Below are 19757 nucleotides of genomic sequence, written 5' to 3'. Positions count from 1 at the left end.
TTTGCGGCCCTCATGTAAATTGAAGGGCGCCCCACTGCGCTGGAAACGGCAGGGCGCTTTCTTCGCACGCTGAGGCGCGCATTGCCCATTGAGGGAACTGTCGGCCGGCGGGCCGGTCCTCGAGCCAGGCCGGAAGGCTAGCGATACCGTCGTCAGTTGAGTTGGCTTGTGAGGTGCGCAATCTTGCGGATCAGCACGTCGCTCAACGATTCCGAAGGATGTCTTGCGGCGTGGAGGGCGTGGAAGACGTCGTCGTCAACGGGGACGCGGTGCGTGCCATCGGCGCGCGCGCTGCGGCGGTGAAGATGGCGCGCTCGTCATCCTTGAGCGCCTTCAGCCAATTCGCGATGTAGCGGGCATGGTCGTCGCGCGGCTGTGCCGAGAGGCCGAGATAGGCCATGGTGTACGCCGAGATCAGCTCGGCGACTTAACCTGACAGTTGCTGTGGAAATCCAATCATGGCGGACGTTGCTGACGTCGGTGTTGGGGCTGAGTCGGGCTGCTGAGCAGGCTTCGTTGCCGCCGACCACGATCGGAATATTCAGCGCCGCAAAGAAGGGATCGGCGCGCGCGATGCGCTCGGACTCTGGAAGGCCATTCATGCCTCCATTTTGAGTCTGCAGTCGGTTATTCGATGTGACCCCGCCCATCAGCCCAGCGCATCACCCAAACGGGTGATGCGTGCGCGCACCATAGCGATACGGTGACGAAGGATGCTGAGAGTTTCAAGGTGACACACCACGCGTCCTATCCAATCGAAATGATCTCAGGGGGTTCAATGAAATCGGCGATCGCGGGTGGGATAATGTTTCTTTGCTGGACTTTCTCTGCCCACGCGCTTGATCCAGCGTGTGGAAAGGGCGGCATGGTGCTGCAGAGGCTCGATCAGTGCACGCGCTTGTATTGCGCCAAGCAGGTCAAAGAGGAATCCACCCGCGAAGCAATCAAAGCGATCGATGGCTCCGTTGCGGAGCTTCAAAAGCAAGTGAGCCGCCTGGGCGACCAGATAAAGAAATTCCAGGTCGTCTGTCAGCGACTCACGAAGAAATTCTGCGAAGACTGTCCTGATATGCTCGAATTTTCAGATACGCATGGTTTGGTGGAAATGACGGTCAATAGCTCGTACAGGACCGAGAAAAAGATAACCGGGGATCTTGCGCAAGCGCTGAGCAAGATCAATACGATCGAGGGCGATCCTGGCTGCCACAAGCAGGTGAAAGAACAGCTCGATAAGGAGATTTCGCTGAGGGACAAACTCATTGCCCAGTTCAATAAAACGCAGTGCGTGCCTGATTCCATCAGGAGAGAAATGAGTCGTGGCGGGAAATGATCGCATGACCAACATTTTCGCTACAGGATATGACGCAGCGCGTTATGGACACCAATGCGACAGGTGACCCTAGAAAAGGGTTTTTGGATGCTCGAACGCTTCCTGGCCGTCATGCTCTTCGGAGCGCTTATGAACGCGCCGGCATATTCTCAGACTCAAGCTGAGCGGGGTAGACGTTGCACTATGATCGCCGGCCTTGCTCAGGCCGATTCAACTCGCGAACGCGAGGAGATGGAAAAATGGGCAGATCTCTGTAGCGGGTACGAAGGCGACGGAGGAATAATTTGTAACTTTACGAAGGATTTGCTGCTCAAGAAGGGGGAGCCTTATAGCTCTATGGGCAAACGTATGCGGTGCCCGAACGTCGCGCGATAGAAGCAAGGCCATGACTGCGCTCGATCACACCTCTGGAATCCGCGACAATCATTCGTCGCCGCCAACGCGGCGCGATTTCCTCACCGTCGTCACCGGCGCGTTCGGCGCCGTCGGCGGTGCCTTCGCACTATGGCCGCTCATCGATCAGATGAATCCGAACCCGGGTACGCCGCCACCGGAGACGCGTCTTGTCGATCTCGTGCCGATCGCTCCTGGACAGACGGTCACGGTGGCATGGAGAGGACAGCCGGTTTTCGTCCGGCATCGGACCAGTGACGAGATCGCGCGCGCCCGCAATGTCGCGGTCAGCAGCTTGCCTGATCCGCACGCGAGGAACGCGGCGCTTCCGGCCAATGCTCCCGCTGACGATGCGAACCGTACGCTGGCCGGACGTCCTGAATGGCTCGTCGTGGTCGGCCTCTGCACGCATCTCGGCTGCAGACTGCAGCCTCTCCACGCGATCGAACCGGGCAGCACAGGGGAGGGCTGGTTCTGCCCTTGCCATGCCGCGCGCTTCGATCTGGCCGGGCGGGTGCGCGGCGGGCCGGCGCGCACCAATCTCCCGGTGCCGCCCTATCGCTTCGTTGCAACCAGCATAATAGAGATCGGCAGGGCCTGACTTCCCTGGCTTGTGCCGCAGCCATCGTTTCACAGGAGACAAACGGGAATCCACGCAGAGTCAGTTCGGCAGCCGCCGGGCGTGGCCCACTGCTCGCCGGCGCGCACATTCCATCTCAGTGAGCCCTCTTTTCACCCGTTTGGGTGATGCGGACTCGCGTCCCTGGCACGAGATATTACGCATGGGGCGATGTGCGACCCTAAAAGTGATGGAGGGAGTCGTGGGACACCGTGCCGGTCTTTCGCTCGCCGCATACTTGGCGGTCAGTGTTGCCGCGGCGGTGTCTGCCTCGGCGCAGAGCGGATATCAGACAATCAATGGGACGCGTGTCTATACGGTCATCGATCAGGTCGCTGGCATCGCGACGTTCAGCAACGAGTGCGGCACTCAACAGCTGACGCAGCGCGAGTTGCAGGGCGGGGCCATCCCGAGCCGCATCATCCCGTGTCCGCGTCCAACGTCGCCGATGCTAGACGACGCGCGCGGTCTCAATGAGGCGAAGGCCTTTTGGCGTGAGGCGGAAGCGCTGTTCAACGACAAGAGCTACGGAGCGGCGGCCGACAAGTTCGAGCAGGCTGCCAAATCGTTTTCTCGGGCCGGCAATCCGAAAGGGGTCGAAGTAGCAAGGCGCGAGGTGAGGCGCAGCGTGTGCTACGACTTTGCGACCAGGAATTGGAGCAACGCAGGTGAACTGCAATTCCACAACTGCAGCGAATTCGCGGACATGGTGAAACGCATCGCCGAGCGGATCGAACATTTGAACCGCGCCGGCACGCGGCAAGAGCCGGAAAAGTTGATTGTCGCACTGATCACGACCGAAAGTGGGCTCTTCTATGGGACCGCCGAAGCGCGCGGCGGCGCGGCCTGGGCGGCGGCGGAAGCGCTCTGCCAGCGGTACAAGGGAAACACGGCGACAACAGCGGAGGAGCGCAACGAAACCTGTATGAAGTCGATCGTCAGTACGGATGGATGCGTCGCTCTCGCCCGCTCACACGACATGTACTGGGGTACTGCAGCGCGCCGTTTCGTCGGGCTCGGCAGCGCCAAGCCCGCCTCAGCAGCCAGCGAGCGGGCCCTTGCCGAATGCAAGAGGGCCGGCGGCCAGAATTGCTTCGTCGTGCCCGAGGCCGTGCGATGTGTCGGCGACGGGTCACGGTCCTGATTGGGATTTCTGCAACCTCGCGGCTGAACCGGTCGCTGCAGCTCCCGGCCTCTGCACGCATCTCGGCTGCAGACTGCAGCAGCACAGAGGAGGGCTGGTTTTGCCCCTGCCATGCCGCGCGCTTCGATCTGGCAGGGCGGGTGCGCGGCGGGCCGGCGCGCACGCGCGTGAATATTCGACAAGCCTAAGAGCATCACGCTTCTGGAGCGGCAGATCTGCGACAAAGGGAGACGCACGCATGACGATTGTCAGGATAACAGCAGCCTTGGCCATATTGCTCGGCATTGGGCTGAGCACATCGGAGGCCGCCGATTGTCGCGCGGGCGCTCAGCAGACATTGAATGGGACAATGTCGGAAGCCGTCGATACGGGCGATGGTCAATGGGCAGCCAGGAGCGTTGAAAATGCTCAACCATGTACGGTCACGATGCTGATGGGCAAAGGCAAGGTGCCGGCGGGATGTGGCCACGGCGAGGATTTCGGCCGCAAGAAATTCACCGCGACCGGCATGGTGCAGGGGGGCGTTCTGATGGTCACCAGCATACGTTGCTCCAGCTAGGCACAGGACAGACCTTCACTGGACGTTGGGCTCAACAAATGATGCTGGTCGTCTGGGCGGTGATCGCCATCGCGGTGTTGCTCTCGGTTCTGCTCATTTACTTGGAACACGAGTGGGGTGTGGTGCTCGGCGGCGCCACCGCCGTCATTTTGCTCACCAGTTATTTCTCGGCTGGGCTCTTCTTGCGGTCACCGCTCGTCGTCCTGATGCCGCAGGGGTCGCAATCGCGTCTCGACATCATGGCAATCGCCGCATGTGTGCTGCTCGTCGCAGCGCTCATCGTGGTCGCCTTCCTTGCGGGCCGCAACAGCGCATCGAAGAACGAGCCGGAGAATAAGCCGTAGCCGCTCAGAGGCTCGCGCCGGTCATGCGCAAAATCCTCTGGCTCACGTCTGCCGCGCTTGCCGCCCTGATTGCCATCGCATTCTGGCTGGCGGCCGCGCCGGCTCCGCCTCTTTGTCCGATCGATCAATCCTTCATTGACGGGCTCAATTCAGCCGCTCGGCGACGGCGCGAGCGTCGCCGCTGTCATACAGCGCGGCTGCGGCACGTTTTGCCGGCCTTCCTTCGACCGAGATCAGCCTTGCGGCGGCTTCCAGCCGGCCGAAGGTATGGTGTTGACCATCCACGGCACGCCGAACTTGTCGATCAGAGAACCGAAGCCCGGCGACCAGAAGGTCTCGCCGAATGGCATGACCGGCTTGCCGCCTTCCGACAGTTCATTGAACCAGCGCTGCCCTTGGGCTTTGTCCTCGGTGTGCAGGGTGACGTCGAAGCCGTTCTTGGGTTTGTCGATGTTCCTGGCCCAGCCGACGTCCATGTCGGCGCCCATCAGCGCCTGATCGCCGACCTCGAGCCAGCAGTGCATCAGCCAGGTCTTGTACTTCTCATCGGTGATCGGCATATCCGGAGGTCCATCTCCATAGGGAAAGGCCGCAGTGATCTTTCCGCCCAGAACCTTGGCGTAGAACTCGAACGCCTCGCGGCACTGGCCCTGGAAGCTCAGGCTGGTCACGATCTTCATGGTGGTCTCCTTCCTGATCGGGCTTCGATACCCCTCGCGCCGCAAGATGGTCATTCCGCGACCGGGAGGTTCACAATTGCTCCTGTGTCCCAGAGGACGAACCGGGCGGCACGATCCCGACATCGGCAGGAACTTTTTTCCGACCGGCTGAGCCGCGCGGGTCGCAAATTCTGGGATCAAAACGATCCCGCTGTCGCCTCGTCTCGCCGACTTCAACGGGGATCACGTCGCTTTTGGGCTCGACGAGGGGCGATTGTTGACCGTTTTCATCTCGCACCGCCAGACGGAACCGCGCCCGGTCTTCCTAAGAGGCGATCGGGCCAGAGCCGGCTGTGTCCCGCAACGGCGGCGCGCGGCTGAAAGCCGCGCTTTCTGTCCTCCGCTGACACTCTGGCCTAACGACCACCGCACGCTAGTGCAGAACCTCGGTGTGCGCTTGAGGACCGATGACCGTCTTTTGCCGCGTGGTCAGGCAGCCTGCTGCTTCTGGAGCGTGGAAGCAAACGACGATACCGCCGCCTCGAAGCCGCCATTCTTGATGTCCACTTCGCGCACGACGAGGGTCGCCGTCGGCGCCTGCCCGGCAAGCTGCTCCATCTCGCGCAAAGACTGCTGTGCCGCCGCGCCGCCATGCGTCAGGAGGAAAGCCATCGCGGGAATCCGGGAAGCCTCCTGGCGCAGGAACGCACGCACAGGAGGTGCAGGGTGCCATGCCCAGATGGGCCCGCCGACCACCACGAGGTCATAGCGGGACGGCGCGTGCTGCAGCGGCTCGAGCTGAGGCAGATATCCCCTCCAGCTATCGTAGCAAGCTCGGAGGAAACCCGAAAAGCTCCGCGTATAGCGACTGCAGCGAATTTCCTCGATGTCGGCGCCAAGTCGTTGTGCGAGCGCCGTCGCAACGGTGCGCGTGTTGCCCGACAGCGAGTAGTAGACGACGAGAGTAGTCATCATCGCTCTCCTCTACTGGCTCTTCACGTAACGGATGGCACGGGGACGCTCGCCGGCACTTGATGCGGCGCAAGGGCAAAAGCCGGCATGTCAAAGTGCAACGAAGCCGCATGGATGAGCTTTGCGCCCTGCCGAGCGCTTCCACTCGCCTTGTTGGATGGCAGGGCTGATCACGGCATGGAGGCGCCCCCGAAAGGGCTGCCCCCTCCCGCGCCAACACCGGCTAGGCCGACAAGGCCGCAGCGATGGCGTCCTTGATGCTCAGGCGCCGCTTGCGGAGCTCGACCTCATGCAGGTGTTCGACGGGCTTTACGTTGGTTTCGGCCAGATGGATCTGGTCGTTCACGTCGTCATATTCCTCGAGCAGTTTCGCGAAGGCGGGATTGCTCACCTTGAGCCGGTGAATGGCTTCGGCTTGGTCTGGGAACTCCTCGGCGAGGGTATGGGGCGTATTGGACATGAATGTCTGCCTGCTATCGGGTTTGCGCGTTGGCCATCTCTTATGCGGCTCGCTTACCCGCCGGCTTTGCGCTGCATCAAGGATGGGGAGGAACGTCGCGTGTTGTTCTTGCTCGCAAACACGATGCGCTGTCACGACGCTTAGGGGTATTGAGCATGAGCATGTGGACCAGGGGCGCGACGAGGGTCATGTGCGCGGCAGTGGCTGCGACCGGCATTGCCGCGCTTGCGGATTGGGCGCTCGCGCAAGCAGCAGAACCCTCCGCCGATCGCGGCCGCGCGCTCGCGGTGCGGCTTTGCGCCAATTGCCACCTTGTCGATGGCTCAGGAAAGTCGGCCCCCGAGGGCATAGGTACGTTTCGGGGCATCGCAAACCGCCCCGGGCAGTCTGCCGACCGCATTAGCAACGTCCTCATGCTGCCGCACATGCCGATGCCCGATGTCCAGATCACACGGGACGAGATTCAGGACATTCTCGCGTACCTTGAGACGTTGCGCACCAATCCGGACGTGGCGCCCTTGGTGAAGCCTGGGGGGCAGAAGCCGCAGTATCCGTCGAAGACCTAACAAGACCTAACAGGGCGGGCTTCCGTGCGATGCCCTCTAGCAAAGCCTCAGACCCACAAATGCCAATCTGTCGCAGAAGGCTTTGTCCAAACTGTCACGATTGGGGGTTAGTCACTAGGCTGACGGGTGGGCATCCCTTTCACAAAGGATGATGCCATGATTGAGTTCGATTTTCACGCGAATGTCTCGTTCATTCGAGACCTGGGGCAGCTCAGTTCGAAGCCTACAGGTCAGTACACCATGCCGCTGAAGGTCGCGGTGAAGCGAGCCATCACCAAACATCGTCCTGGTGAAACGCCTGCGATATTGGGAGGCGGCATCGAGCTCATCGGCATTGATGCGATCCAGGCCGTATTTGCTCTGCAAGATTTTCCGCGGGGCTACGAGAGCTGAGCGCTCTCGCGTGGGATGGCTTGTAGTCATCCTCCTCTCTCAGGGCTGGGGCGTCTTCGCACGGTAGTGCAATGCGATGGCTTTCCCCTGTCCTGTCGTATGCGCCAAGATCGCCACTATGGATCCTATGGCAATCGATGTGATCCCGTGTTCCATTCAGTGCGGATGCTCTGCCGCGCTGGTCGTCTTGTTCCGGCGCAGCCCATAAAAAGCATTCAAGGCGGTATGGCAAAGGAGAGCTTGTGCAGGCTTCGGTGGCCTCGTCCCGCGGTTTGGAAAACGTGGCTCGCGTCGCGCTGGCGTACTTCGTACTCTATTCGATAGGCGATGCGCTGGCCGCCTGGCACGCGGTCGATGGCGTCGACTTCAAGCTATGGAACGCCGCGCCGGCAATGAGCCTTGCATTGCTGGTGCGCTTCGGCGTCCGGTGGTGGCCTGCGGTTTTTGCCGCGCCGCTCGCTGCCGGCTTCCTGCACGGTGCGACGATAGAAGGCTGGGTGTGGATCGCGCCACGAGCCTTTGCCGAGGGCAGTTCGGTTCTCATCGCTGCAATTTTGATCTCCGCTAAGGACCGAAGCGTCGACTTTGCCCCGTTGCGTACGGTCTCGACGTTCTTCGTCGCGGCAGCAGTCGCGGCCGGAGGTATCGCACTCGTGCGTCTGTGCGAGGTCCTGATAGCAGCTCCATCAGAGACCGCCGCCCTTGCTGTTGCAGGCCGGATCTTCGTCGCCAATCTCACAGCCATTCTCTGCTTTTCGCCTATCCTCATGTTCTATGATTTCGCTCCGACGCGCGTTCTACGCTGGCCGTTGATCTCGTACGAGACGGTGATGCAGATCGCGGCCCTCGGAGCGATCGTGTGGGAGGTCTTCGGGCGTTTCGCCAATGCCGAGGTGCATTTTTTCTATGTCTTGTTCCTGCCGCTTGCATGGATCACGACGCGGCATGGGCAGCGCGGAGCCGCCATCGCGCTGGCGTTCGTCTTCCTGTCGGCAGTTGTCTCGGACTGGCTGCTGATACATACGCTCAGGGCAGGCACCGAGCTTCAGCTTCGCCTGATCGTGCTGGCGGTCACCGCTCTTCTGCTCGGAACCATGGTCAGCGAGCGCAGGCGTTCTCAGGGGCAGGTCCAGGCGCAGCAGACCGAGCTCACGCATCTTCAGCGCCTCAACATCGGATCGGAAATGGCCTCCGCGCTCGCCCATGAACTGAGCCAGCCACTCACGGCGGCCATGAACTATACTTTGGCAGCGTTGCGCATGATCAAGGCTCCTGATCCCGATCTGGAGCGCGCGGCGGAGGTCTTGAGCAAGGGCATCAGCCAGGTCGAGGCCGCAGGCCAAACCGTGCATGGTCTTCGAGAGTTCATGCAGAAGAGCGAACTACGCCTGAGCCTTTCGCACATTGACGAGACCGTGAAGCGGGCCTTCCATCTGGTTTCGGCGGAAGCCGATGCCGCGCACATAGATCTACGTGCAGTTGGCCTGTCGGCCTTGCCGCCGGTCTATGTGGATCAGGTGCGCATCGTGCAGGTTTTGGTGAACCTTCTGCGCAATGCTGTGCAGGCGATCTCCGAAGCAAAGATGGCTTCCGGTGCCATAACGGTATCGGGCATGGATAAAGGGGACCTGATCGAGATTTCCGTGGCCGATACCGGACCGGGAATTGCCGCGGAAGTGATGGAGCGGCTCTTTTTGCCGTTCGTAAGTACGAAGGCGTCAGGTATGGGCCTCGGCCTCGCGATCAGCAAATCCATCCTCGAATCGCACGAGGGCGATCTGCAGGCCGTGGCGTTGCCGCAAGGCGCGTGTTTCAAGCTGACGCTGCCGCGCTCATCCGCGGAGATCCGCGATGCGTGATGTGTCCGTCTACGTAATAGACGATGCCGAGGAGGTTCGTGATTCCCTTGCGGTCCTGCTCGCGACAGCCGGTTATCGCGCGCAAACATTCGCTTCCGCGCTGGACTTTCTGAGCGTCGTACGGCCGGGTTGGCATGGTTGCGTCGTCGCCGATGTGCGTATGCCGGCGATGAACGGCATAGAACTCGTCAAGGAGCTCAAGCTGCGCGCGTTGGCGCTACCCGTCATCATCATGACCGCGCATTCGGATGTCCCTGTTGCGGTCGCTGCGCTCAAGGCAGGCGCCGTCGACTTCATCGAGAAGCCTTTTCGCGACGAAGTGCTTCTCAAGAGCTTGAGAGCGGCGAGATCCCTTGCGCGCGATCGGCAGGCAGATGCCGATGGGAGCGAGGCAAGCTCCGGGCTCTCGGTCTTGAGCCCGCGCGAGCGAGAGGTCGCTCTGCTTCTCGTTTCGGGGCTCGCCAACAAGGTCGTTGCGGCGAGGCTCGGGATCAGCGTTCGCACCGTCGAAGTTCACCGCGCGAACATCATGCAGAAGACTGCCTCGAGGGCACTCCCGGATCTCGTGCGCCTCATCGGGTCGCACGACACCTCCGAGTGAGAACACCGAGCGAACGATCCCGTACGTATTTTCCACAATAGAAGGCCGGCGTCCGCGCGCGTACGACGCGGCCGGGCGGTCGTGCGGCACGTGGCCGGGTTTCGGGCCCGATACGCACCGGCTGATCCAAAGACATTGAATCTCCGCATTTTCTGGGCGCCAGAAACGGAGCATTCCCCGGTGCCTTTTCCCTGCTGCAGGAGGCCTCCGCAGCAGCAGTAGTTTTCTGTGACAATGATCTTATGTTTCCTTGATTTATCAGCCTATTAAGCTGTCACAAAACCTTTGTCTGCCTATGCGCAGGTGCCTTCCATCGCACCGTTTTGGGGCGCGATAAATGGGAGGCTTCGGCTGAGAATGCCGCTTCCCCCGAACTCCTAGACCAGGGGAGATACCAGAGTGAAAATGAAGATCATGGCCCGCGCAGCGGCGCTCGCGATCGGCATGGCCGTCGCGGCCACGCCGTCGCTTGCTGCGGACATCTCAGGTGCGGGTGCCACGTTCCCGTATCCCGTCTATGCGAAGTGGGCGGACGCCTACAAGAAGTCGACCGGCGTCGGCCTCAACTACCAGTCCATCGGCTCCGGCGGTGGCATCAAGCAGATCAAGGCCAAGACCGTCACGTTCGGCGCAACGGATGCTCCGCTTTCCGGCAAGGATCTCGACGAGTCGGGCCTGGCTCAGTTCCCGATGGTCATGGGTGGCATCGTGCCGGTCGTGAACGTCGAAGGCATCAAGCCCGGCGAGCTTGTGCTCGACGGTCCCACGCTCGCCGAAATCTTCCAGGGCAACATCAAGACCTGGGATCATGCGGCCATCAAGAAGCTCAACCCGAGCGCCAAGCTTCCGTCGTCGGCGATCGCGGTCGTGCATCGCTCCGACGGATCGGGCACGACGTACAACTTCAGCTACTATCTCTCGGCAGTCAGCGCGAGCTGGAAGGACAAGATCGGCACCAACACCTCGCTCGAATGGCCGGTCGGCATCGGTGCCAAGGGCAATGAGGGCGTCGCGAACAACGTCGCTCAGACCAAGGGCTCGATCGGCTACGTGGAGTATGCGTACGCCAAGCAGAACAAGCTTACGCACACGGACATGATCAATAAGGATGGCAAGCGCGTTAAGCCGACGTCTGCGTCCTTTGCGGCTGCCGCCGCCAATGCGGATTGGAACAGCGCTCCCGGCTATGGCGTCATTCTCGCCAACCAGCCCGGCGCCGAATCGTGGCCGATGACCGCGGCGACGTGGATCCTCATGTACAAGGCGCCCGCCGATCCTGAGGCCGCGAAGCTGGCCTTGCAGTTCTTCGCCTGGGCTTACGACAACGGTGCCAAAGCGGCTGACGAGCTCGACTACATCGCGATGCCCGCCAACGTGGTCAAGAGCGTCAAGGCGATGTGGGCCAAGGACATCAAAGACTCCGCTGGCAAGCCGGTTTTCGCCAGCAACTGAGCACCTCCCAGTGCAACGTGAGGAGGGGTGCGGACGACCCGCCGGCCGCACCCCGACTTTCGTTTTTCAGATCTACAAGAACGTCCACGTTTGCACTTGCCGCCAACCAGAGCTGTAAATGGTTAGCTTGCCTCTTGATATCGAGAAGACAGCCGCTGACGACGGCCGGAGCGTGGTCCTAGCCAAGTTGCGACGTGGAGACGCTGCTTTTCGATGGCTGACACGCGCAGCAGCAGTCAGCGTTCTCGTCATCTTGGGCGCCATCTTTCTCTCGCTGATCGAGGGGGCGGCTCCGGCATTTCGCGCCTTCGGGCTGTCGTTCATCACGACGCAGTCGTGGAACCCGGTCACGGAAAAGTTCGGCGGGCTCGCGCCTATCTATGGCACGGTTGTCACGTCAGCCTTGGCCATGGCGTTTGCCCTGCCCATCGGCATCGGCGTCGCCATATTCCTGACGGAGCTTTGCCCGCCCGTGCTGCGTCGCCCGATCGGCATTGCCATCGAGTTGCTGGCCGGCATTCCGAGCATCATCTACGGCATCTGGGGACTGTTTTTCTTCGCCCCCTTTCTGCAGGAGACGCTGCAGCCGGCGCTGATAGGGACGTTCGCCAACGTGCCGATCCTTTCCAATTTGTTCGCAGGACCGCCTTACGGCATCGGCGTGCTTACGGCCTCCTTCATTCTCGCGATCATGGTTCTGCCGTTCATCACAGCGGTCAGCCGCGATGTCTTTGAGACCGTGCCGGCCGTCCTCAAGGAATCGGCTTACGGCCTCGGCTGCACGACGACGGAAGTCGTACGAAACGTCGTTATTCCCTATACCCGCGTCGGGCTGGTCGGCGGAGCGATGCTCGCTCTCGGGCGCGCGCTTGGCGAGACCATGGCCGTCACCTTCGTCATCGGCAATGCGCACCGGATTTCCGCATCGATCCTGGCGCCCGGCACGACGATCTCGGCCACTATTGCCAACGAGTTCACAGAGGCCGTGGGAGATCTCTACTCGTCGTCGCTCATTGCCTTGGGCTTGGTGCTCTTCTTCATCACTTTCATCGTGCTGGCGGGAGCCCGTCTGATGCTGATGAAGCTCGAGCTGAAATCTGGAACATAGGCAACATAGGCAATGGCTCTCGACAAAGGCCGCTACAGCCGGCGCAAGCGCAGCAACTTCGTGAGCAATCTCCTGTGCTGGCTGTCAACCGGGCTCGGCCTCGGCATTCTCGCGATTATCCTTGGAACGCTCATGTTCAAAGGGTTCTCGGGCCTTTCCCTGCAGGTCTTCACGCAAACAACCCCGCCTCCCGGCGGCGAGGGCGGCCTCGTCAATGCCATCGTCGGCAGTCTCATCATGACAGCCATCGGCGTGGCAATCGGCACGCCGCTCGGCGTACTGGCGGGAACCTACTTGGCCGAATACGGGCGCCACACGCGGCTTGCCGTGGTGGTCCGGTTCATCAACGATATCCTGCTCAGCGCGCCTTCGATCGTCACCGGCCTTTTTGTCTATACGGTCATGGTCGCGCCTATGGGGCACTTCTCCGGTTTCGCCGGTGCGGTCGCGCTGGCGCTGCTCGTGATTCCGATCGTCGTGCGCACGACGGAGAACATGCTGTTGCTCGTGCCCGGCTCGTTGCGCGAGGCGGCAATCGCGCTCGGGATGCCGCCGTCCATTATGATCCGCAGGATTGCCTACAAGGCCGCAAGGGCCGGCATCGTCACCGGCGTCCTGCTCGCCGTGGCGCGCGTCAGCGGTGAGACGGCACCTCTCCTCTTCACCGCGTTGAACAACCAATTCTGGAGCACGAACCTCAACGCGCCCTTCTCCAGCCTGCCGGTTGTCATTTTCCAGTTTGCGCTGAGCCCGTACGCCGACTGGCAGCGCCTGGCATGGGTAGGGGCTCTCATCATCACACTGGCCGTGCTCGCATTGAGCGTCGTAGCGCGCTGGCTAAGTTCTTCGAGGACCGCACAATGAATATGCTGTCAGTCGCCAAGCCGGAGGCGGCGGAAAAAATAGCGATCCGCAACCTCAATTTCTTCTACGGCCAAAGCCGCGCTCTGAAGGATGTGAGCCTGCCGCTCCGATCCAATCACGTCACGGCGTTCATCGGCCCTTCGGGATGCGGAAAGTCCACGCTGCTCCGTGTCCTCAACAGGATGTACGACCTCTACCCAAACCAGCGAGCCGAGGGAGAGGTCCTGCTCGACGGCGATAATATTTTGAAGCCGAGGCAAGATCTCAATCTTCTGCGCTCGCGCATCGGCATGGTCTTCCAGAAGCCGACGCCATTTCCCATGACGATCTACGATAATATCGCCTTCGCGATGCGCTTATATGAGAGGCTCTCGACGGGCGAGGTCGATGCTCGCGTCCAGTCCGCGCTGGAAAAGGCCGCTCTCTGGGGCGAGGTGAAGGACAAGCTCCTCACCAGCGGCCTTTCGCTCTCAGGGGGCCAGCAGCAGCGGCTTTGCATTGCGAGAACGATCGCCATCCGTCCCGAGGTCATTCTCTTCGATGAGCCTTGCTCGGCACTCGATCCGATCTCCACGGCCAAGATCGAGGAGCTCATCGACGAGCTCAGGCAGGACTACACGATCGCGATCGTCACGCATAACATGCAGCAGGCCGCCCGTGTTTCACAATACACGGCCTTCATGTATCTCGGGGAGCTCGTCGAATTCGGCGATACGTCCGAGATTTTCACCAATCCCACGAACAATCGCACGCAGGAATACGTAACCGGTCGGTTCGGCTAAGCGAACTCGGAAAGAAGAAGCCGCCACTACGCAGCTCAGCGCTGTCGCCGCACGGCCGAGAATAGGTGGAGCAGCTTCGTCAAATCACTCCCTTCGCGATCAAAAGCTCGATAGCGTCGGGCTTGAAGCCGAACTCCGCAAGCACCTCGCTGGTATCGTGGCCGACGCTTTCACCTGCTTGCCGAACCGCGCCCGGCGTTCGCGAAAAGCGCGGCACCACGCCTTGCATCTTGACGCGCCCGAGCTCGCGATCCGGAATCTCCACAATCGCTTGGCGCGCGACGAATTGAGGATCCTCGATGGCTGCCTTGGCATCGTTGATCGGCGCAAACGCAATCCCGTGAGCGTCCAATCGCTTCTCCAGCTCGGAGAAGGTTAAGCCACGCAATGCGTCGGCGACGATGCCATTGATCTCCTGACGATGCCGCACGCGATCGGGATTGCTGGCAAAGCGTGGATCCGACTTCAGCTCGGGCTGACCGATGGCTTCCGTCAGGCGCTCGAACAGTGATTGCGATGATGCGGGAATGGAAACCCATCTGCCATCGCGCGTCTCGAAAATGCTGCTAGGTGCAGCATACGCGCTGACGTTCCCTGAGCGCTTGGGTGACTGGTTCAGCTGGTCTTGCTGGATAACGACAAAGTCCATGACGCGGAGCATTGCCTCGGCCATCGAGCAGTCGATCTCCTGCCCTTCCTTCTCAGGTGACCGCTCCAGCTCATAGAGCGCAGCAAGAACGCCCAGTGCTGCGACGAGGCCGCCGACAGCATCGGAGATCGGGAAGCCCAAGTGCAGCGGTGGCCCGTCCGCTTCACCACAGAGGTGGGTGAAACCGGACAGCGCCTCGAATGCGCGCGCAAAACCTGGCCTGTCCCGATAGGGGCCATCCTGACCAAAGCCGGTAATTCGGATGATCGTCACACGCGGGTTCAGAGAACGCATCCAGTCGCCGGTCAGACCCCAGCCATCGAGCGTGCCCGGGCGGAAATTTTCGATGACCACGTCCCGCTTCGCGATGATCGGGCCGAGGACGTCTTTGGCTATTGGGTTCCTGAGATCCAGGCTGATGGCGCGTTTGTTGCGATTGGTGACCTTCGACCAGAGCGAGACGCCATTCTTATGCGGTGGGAAGGCGCGCAAGGGATCACCGACACGCGGCTGCTCGACCTTGATCACATCGGCGCCGTAGTCTGCAAGCAGCGCGCCGCAAAGTGGACCAGCGAAGATGGTCGAAAGATCCAGGACCCGAAGCGCTGAAAGCGGACCTTGTCGCATGTGGCTAGCCTCTCGCGGTCACTGGAACGGCGGCGCAACCTAGCGCTGCATGCCCCACTTTCGAACGGTATGCATCTCGATCGTGCGGAAGACGACGCTCTCGACCACCAAGCCGATGATGATCACCGCGGTAAGGCCGGCAAACACATTGGCGGTCTCAAGCTGATTGCGGTTCTCGAAGATGAACCAGCCTAACCCACCCGAACGCGAGGAGACGCCGAAGACCAACTCAGCGGCGATCAACGTACGCCAGGCAAAGGCCCAGCCGATCTTCAGGCCAGCGAGGATGGAGGGGAATGCGGCCGGGATGAGTATCTTCAAGACATAGCGTACGCCGCGCAGTCCGTAGTTCATCCCCGCCATACGCTGCGTCTCCGATACGGCAAGGAAGCCGGTGTGCGTATTCAGGGCTACCGCCCACAGGACGGAGTGAACAATGACGAAGACGAGACTGGGCGTGCCGAGGCCGAACCACAGCAATGCCAGGGGCAGGAGCGCGATTGCCGGCAGCGGGTTGAACATTGCCGTCAGAGTGGACAGCAGATCGGTCCCTATGCGGGTTGAAACGGCGATTGTCGTGAACACGGCCGCAATGAAAAGGCCCAAGGCGTAGCCGGTGAGTAGAACCTTGAGAGATGTGAACGTGCGTTCCAGAAGCGGCCCGGAAACGGTCGAGTCCCAGAGCGCCTGCATGGTCTGAACGAGCGTGGGGAACGTCAGCTCGTTGCTAACATACCGCGCATAGGCCTCCCAGATCACAGCCAGAGTTATGAGAATGGCGGCCTTGCGAACCCACTCGATGTTGGTCAGCCTTTCCCAAGTCGAAAGAGGCCGTTCCACCTCTCCGATCTGACCGGCTTCAACTGTGGCGTGCTCGAACTCAGGGCGGACGAGTGGCGTGATGAGTGATGCACTAGCCATGAGCGGCTCCCGCTTTTGCGAGCGCTTCTTCCTCGATGCGTTCGGCAAACAGCATATTGTGGATGCGTTGGGTGAGTGCCCCGAACTCGGGACGACCCTGCTCCGCATGGCTGAACTGGTGAGCATTCAGCTCCGCTTTGACGCGACCGGGATGCGGGCTGAGCACGAGAATGCGTGAACCGACAATGATCGCTTCCTCGATGGAGTGCGTGACGAACAACATCGTGAAGCGCGTGTCCCCCCAGAGTTGCAGGAGTTCTTCCTGCATCTTTCGTCGCGTCAGAGCATCGAGGGCTGCGAATGGCTCGTCCATCAGCAGGATGTCAGGCTCCATGGCCATCGCGCGGGCAATGGCGACCCGCTGCTTCATTCCTCCCGACAGCATGTGCGGATAGACGTCGCGGAATTTGGTCAGGTTGACCTTGTCGATGAAGCGTAAAGCGCGCTCTTGCGCTTCCTTGCGTGTGCAGCGGCCGCTGGCCAGCATCGGGAACATCACGTTCTGCTGCACCGTCTTCCAGGGCATCAGCTGGTCGAACTCCTGAAACACCATCATCCGGTCAGGGCCCGGCCGGTCGATTGTTTGGCCGTTGAGCTGCATGGAGCCCTCGACCGGTGCCATGAAGCCTGCGACGCCTTTCAGCAAGCTCGACTTGCCGCAGCCGGATGGCCCGAGCAATACGAAGCGATCGGCCTGGAAGACGTCGAAGCTCACCCGGAAGGTGGCCGTGACGATATGTTCCCGCGTCTTGTACTGGAGCGTTACATCCTTCACGGAAAGGAGTGGTGAGTGAGCTGAGGTGTCCGGCTTCAATAAGCCATCCACCGCATGAGCTACCGTCATCCTAAAAGTGCTCCTTTCCAAGGCTGAGGAATTTCGCTGACACCGCCGGGCTCCTCGCGCTGATCAATCAAGTCGTGCGCCATCTCGGTTCAGCACGTCGCGCAGGTCGGCACCCGAGAGTTTCCTGGGAGCCAAGCCATTTCTGACACAAAGAGTGGCGGCGTGACCGATCGCGTGACCATACGAGAAGCACTGCGCGGTCACGCGTGCGGAGGCGACCGCTTCGTGCTCCGCCGAAAGGCATCTGCCGGCGACGAGCAGACCTTCGCCCCTCTCCGGCACGAAGCAGCTATAGGGCACCTCGTAGAAATCATTGATCAGCCATTCCACCTTGGGCTTGGTGCCAGTGTGCAACTCGATGGGCCATGGCGATCGGGCAATGCCGTCCTTGAACTTCGTGCCCTGCGTTACATCCACGTTCCGGAGCATTGCCACGCCCTTGGCCTGACGCGTTTGCCGGACGCCGACCTGGACGCCGCTGTCGTTGATCACGCTGTTCTCGCAACCAGCAAGGTTGTCCCGGAAGAACCTCGCGTACTCACGGATCTGCTTGCGCCCCTCAATCTCGGCCTCGGTGAAGTCCTTCGCATAGAGCACGTTGAGCTCCCGCCCGTCCTTGCCGACGATCCGGGTGCAATTGCAGAGCAGCTCGTTTGGCCGGGTAGTGGGAAACAGCCAGATCTTGGTACGCGGAAGCCGATACTCGTTGCCGACGTTCTTCTCCCGGATCAGTTCCGATATTTCATCCGGCATGATGGTGTCGGTGCCATAGCGGCCGACAAAGCGATCGACGTCCACGCCCAGCAGGCGGAAGATCATCGTTGGGTTCTGGACCTTGCCGTTCTGCCCGACGAACGAAGGGAACCCCGCCATCGCGACGAGGTCGGCATCACCACTCGCGTCCACGGTGAGTTTGGCGCGGACGCGCAGCGGACCTTCCTTCGTGAAGATAACGGCTCCCTCCATGTGCTCGCCGCCTTCCACGAGCACCGAGGTCGCCACCGCGTGATAGACGACGGTGACGCCGGCATCTTCCAGAAGCGCATCGGCGACGTCGCGCCAGATCAGAGGATCATGCACACGCGTGAAGGTTTTGCCGTACCGCACCGGCGGCGCGAGACCGCCCCTGGTCTCCATCAGTCTGACGAACTCGTCGAGAAAACCATGGACCACCTGAACGGGGCGCGAATCCGGTGCGTCCGACGCCTCATACATCCCGCAAATCGTGCCGGACATGCCGGCGACTGCCCCGCCACCGCAGAAGCCATACTTTTCGACGAGGGTAACGCGGAGGCCCTGCCGAGCGGCTGTAACGGCCGCTGCGACGCCGGCCGCGCCGCCGCCAACGACCAGGATGTCCGTATCGTGGAGAGTGGCGGCGCGTTGATCAAAGCCGAGCATGTGATGTCCTGACATTTTTCGTGCAGCCCGCGACCTGCTGCATATGAACGAGCGCTAGGCGATCCTCTGCAGCTCCGGGTCATCTGGTGTTAGATCGATCCCCAGGCCGGGAGTATCGGGCAGATGAAGCCGTCCGCCAGCGATACGATAGCCTGCCTGCCAGAGCCGCTCGAACAGTGTTTGATGAAGCATGTGCATTTCCACGCTCTCGCAGTTCTGAAGGGCTGCTGCGGCATGAGCATTTGCCGCGAGTGCGATGGCTGAGCCCGAGCAGTGCAGTGTTGTGAGCCGATGGAAAGCCTGAGCGAGGCCGGAGAGCCTTCGGATCTCGGTTATCCCCCCGCACACACAGGCATCGGCCTGCAGATAATCCACCGCGCCGAGCTCGAGTGCCTGCCGAAAGACGTGAAGGCCGGCCTCCAATTCCGGTCCTGCGATCGGAATCCCGACGGCCCTTCTGACCTCGGACCAGCCCGGCAGATTTGTGCGCGCCGTCGGGGCTTCGTAAAAGTGGAGATCGAAAGGGAGCAGCGCTTGGCCCAGCCGGATGGCTTCAGGCACGGTCGGGGAGAACATCGCATCGACCATCATGCGCGTTTCCGCTCCGATCGCCTCGCGAACCACGGATACCCTCTCGACATCCTGGCGCAGGGGGGCTCCGCCGACCTTCAGTTTGACGCCGCCAAAGCCGCGCCCTACGGCATCGGCCATCTCCTTGCCCAAAGCATCTGGACCGTGTCCGTCCCGGTACATGCCGCCGCTGGCATAAAGGGGCACCGAGGTCGAGAAGCCGCCAAGCAGCTTGTATACGGGCATTCCCGCCAGGCGCCCTAGAGCATCCCACATTGCGATATCGATGGCGCTCGTCGCCGCATAGAGGATGCCGCCCTTCGCGCTCATCAGGTTCGTCGCAAGGGCGCGCGCGTGAAACTGCTCGATGGCCCACACGGGCTGACCGACGACGATACTTTTCAGATCCTTGGCAATAAGGCTCGCGACAGTCTCCGGCGCACCGCCGTCGCACCAGGCTTCGCCAACGCCGATCACTCCGCCTCGCGTTTCAACGAAAGCCAAAACGGCGTGCTTCTCATTCCAAGCGTGCAACGTGTTGCGCAAACCGGGCGGGTAGCGCTTTGTCGCGATGCAGACGGTGAGGTTCTTCACGAGAGCCTCGCGTCCCGACGATGTGATGTCTTCCGACAGGGTCATA

General features: G+C 61.3%; 22 protein-coding genes. 13 read left to right on the top strand and 9 right to left on the bottom strand.

Annotated elements, in window-relative coordinates; translation table 11 throughout:
* Positions 1-202 precede the first annotated feature (202 nt).
* On the bottom strand, positions 203-415 hold the full coding sequence (locus CS1BSM3_RS28380) for a zincin-like metallopeptidase domain-containing protein (protein WP_280174783.1): 213 nt from the start codon (positions 413-415) through the stop codon (positions 203-205).
* 363 nt (positions 416-778) lie between these two features.
* Between CS1BSM3_RS28380 and CS1BSM3_RS25335 the strand changes: the two genes are divergently transcribed.
* From CS1BSM3_RS25335 to CS1BSM3_RS25310, 5 genes are all read left to right on the top strand, one after another.
* The gene (locus tag CS1BSM3_RS25335; protein ID WP_143149352.1) at positions 779-1330 is read left to right on the top strand and encodes a hypothetical protein; all 552 of its coding nucleotides are present in this window, start codon (positions 779-781) and stop codon (positions 1328-1330) included.
* A 385-nt stretch (positions 1331-1715) separates the two neighbouring features.
* Positions 1716-2324, top strand: coding sequence for a ubiquinol-cytochrome c reductase iron-sulfur subunit (gene petA, locus CS1BSM3_RS25325; RefSeq protein ID WP_072392604.1), 609 nt, complete (start codon positions 1716-1718; stop codon positions 2322-2324).
* A 181-nt stretch (positions 2325-2505) separates the two neighbouring features.
* Positions 2506-3486, top strand: a complete 981-nt coding sequence (locus CS1BSM3_RS25320) for a DUF4189 domain-containing protein (protein WP_143149351.1) — start codon at positions 2506-2508, stop codon at positions 3484-3486.
* 238 nt (positions 3487-3724) lie between these two features.
* Positions 3725-4045 (top strand): hypothetical protein, encoded by a 321-nt coding sequence (locus tag CS1BSM3_RS25315; protein ID WP_072392598.1) that lies wholly within the window; start codon positions 3725-3727, stop codon positions 4043-4045.
* Between the two features lie 38 nt (positions 4046-4083).
* Entirely contained in the window at positions 4084-4389 is a 306-nt protein-coding gene (locus tag CS1BSM3_RS25310; protein WP_072392595.1) for a hypothetical protein, read from the top strand.
* Between the two features lie 233 nt (positions 4390-4622).
* Here the strand turns inward: CS1BSM3_RS25310 and CS1BSM3_RS25305 are convergent, their stop codons facing one another.
* The 3 genes from CS1BSM3_RS25305 to CS1BSM3_RS25295 form a co-directional block, all read right to left on the bottom strand.
* The gene (locus CS1BSM3_RS25305) at positions 4623-5069 is read right to left on the bottom strand and encodes a VOC family protein (RefSeq protein WP_072394555.1); all 447 of its coding nucleotides are present in this window, start codon (positions 5067-5069) and stop codon (positions 4623-4625) included.
* Positions 5070-5537: 468 nt separating this feature from the next.
* Positions 5538-6023: a flavodoxin family protein gene (locus CS1BSM3_RS25300; protein ID WP_072392593.1), complete on the bottom strand. Its 486-nt coding sequence runs from the start codon at positions 6021-6023 to the stop codon at positions 5538-5540.
* Positions 6024-6243: 220 nt separating this feature from the next.
* On the bottom strand, positions 6244-6480 hold the full coding sequence (locus CS1BSM3_RS25295; RefSeq protein ID WP_072392590.1) for a YdcH family protein: 237 nt from the start codon (positions 6478-6480) through the stop codon (positions 6244-6246).
* Between the two features lie 155 nt (positions 6481-6635).
* Between CS1BSM3_RS25295 and CS1BSM3_RS25290 the strand changes: the two genes are divergently transcribed.
* The 8 genes from CS1BSM3_RS25290 (at position 6636) to pstB (ending at position 14105) form a co-directional block, all read left to right on the top strand.
* Positions 6636-7046: a c-type cytochrome gene (locus tag CS1BSM3_RS25290; RefSeq protein ID WP_174263786.1), complete on the top strand. Its 411-nt coding sequence runs from the start codon at positions 6636-6638 to the stop codon at positions 7044-7046.
* 156 nt (positions 7047-7202) lie between these two features.
* Positions 7203-7439 carry a hypothetical protein gene (locus tag CS1BSM3_RS25285; protein ID WP_072392584.1) on the top strand — a complete coding sequence of 79 codons (237 nt, stop codon included), beginning with the start codon at positions 7203-7205 and terminating at the stop codon, positions 7437-7439.
* Between the two features lie 242 nt (positions 7440-7681).
* Positions 7682-9298, top strand: coding sequence for an ATP-binding protein (locus CS1BSM3_RS25280; protein WP_083528896.1), 1617 nt, complete (start codon positions 7682-7684; stop codon positions 9296-9298).
* The gene (locus tag CS1BSM3_RS25275; RefSeq protein ID WP_072392578.1) at positions 9291-9899 is read left to right on the top strand and encodes a response regulator transcription factor; all 609 of its coding nucleotides are present in this window, start codon (positions 9291-9293) and stop codon (positions 9897-9899) included. Before CS1BSM3_RS25280 ends, CS1BSM3_RS25275 begins: the two co-directional genes overlap by 8 nt.
* 405 nt (positions 9900-10304) lie before the next feature.
* On the top strand, positions 10305-11351 hold the full coding sequence (pstS, locus tag CS1BSM3_RS25270) for a phosphate ABC transporter substrate-binding protein PstS (RefSeq protein ID WP_072392575.1): 1047 nt from the start codon (positions 10305-10307) through the stop codon (positions 11349-11351).
* Positions 11352-11469: 118 nt separating this feature from the next.
* Complete coding sequence (gene pstC / locus CS1BSM3_RS25265) at positions 11470-12459, top strand: phosphate ABC transporter permease subunit PstC (protein ID WP_072392572.1); 990 nt, start codon at positions 11470-11472, stop codon at positions 12457-12459.
* 12 nt (positions 12460-12471) lie between these two features.
* On the top strand, positions 12472-13323 hold the full coding sequence (gene pstA / locus CS1BSM3_RS25260; RefSeq protein ID WP_072392569.1) for a phosphate ABC transporter permease PstA: 852 nt from the start codon (positions 12472-12474) through the stop codon (positions 13321-13323).
* Positions 13320-14105 carry a phosphate ABC transporter ATP-binding protein PstB gene (gene pstB, locus CS1BSM3_RS25255; protein WP_072392566.1) on the top strand — a complete coding sequence of 262 codons (786 nt, stop codon included), beginning with the start codon at positions 13320-13322 and terminating at the stop codon, positions 14103-14105. The genes pstA and pstB overlap by 4 nt, the downstream gene beginning before the upstream one ends.
* 79 nt (positions 14106-14184) lie before the next feature.
* On the opposite strand, the gene CS1BSM3_RS25250 is transcribed toward pstB, so the two are convergent.
* From CS1BSM3_RS25250 to CS1BSM3_RS25230, 5 genes are all read right to left on the bottom strand, one after another.
* Positions 14185-15381, bottom strand: a complete 1197-nt coding sequence (locus CS1BSM3_RS25250; RefSeq protein ID WP_072392563.1) for a CaiB/BaiF CoA transferase family protein — start codon at positions 15379-15381, stop codon at positions 14185-14187.
* A 39-nt stretch (positions 15382-15420) separates the two neighbouring features.
* Entirely contained in the window at positions 15421-16302 is an 882-nt protein-coding gene (locus CS1BSM3_RS25245) for an ABC transporter permease (RefSeq protein WP_072392561.1), read from the bottom strand.
* Positions 16295-17146, bottom strand: coding sequence for an ABC transporter ATP-binding protein (locus CS1BSM3_RS25240; RefSeq protein WP_083528895.1), 852 nt, complete (start codon positions 17144-17146; stop codon positions 16295-16297). The genes CS1BSM3_RS25245 and CS1BSM3_RS25240 overlap by 8 nt, the downstream gene beginning before the upstream one ends.
* Positions 17147-17209: 63 nt before the next feature.
* Positions 17210-18547, bottom strand: coding sequence for an FAD-dependent oxidoreductase (locus CS1BSM3_RS25235; RefSeq protein ID WP_072392555.1), 1338 nt, complete (start codon positions 18545-18547; stop codon positions 17210-17212).
* A gap of 54 nt (positions 18548-18601) precedes the next feature.
* The gene (locus CS1BSM3_RS25230) at positions 18602-19756 is read right to left on the bottom strand and encodes a mandelate racemase/muconate lactonizing enzyme family protein (RefSeq protein WP_072392545.1); all 1155 of its coding nucleotides are present in this window, start codon (positions 19754-19756) and stop codon (positions 18602-18604) included.
* Between the last annotated feature and the right edge of the window lies 1 nt (position 19757).

It is taken from the genome of Hyphomicrobium sp. CS1BSMeth3, from assembly GCF_900117415.1.
Classification (GTDB): domain Bacteria; phylum Pseudomonadota; class Alphaproteobacteria; order Rhizobiales; family Hyphomicrobiaceae.
This window is presented reverse-complemented; position numbering and strand designations above follow the sequence as displayed.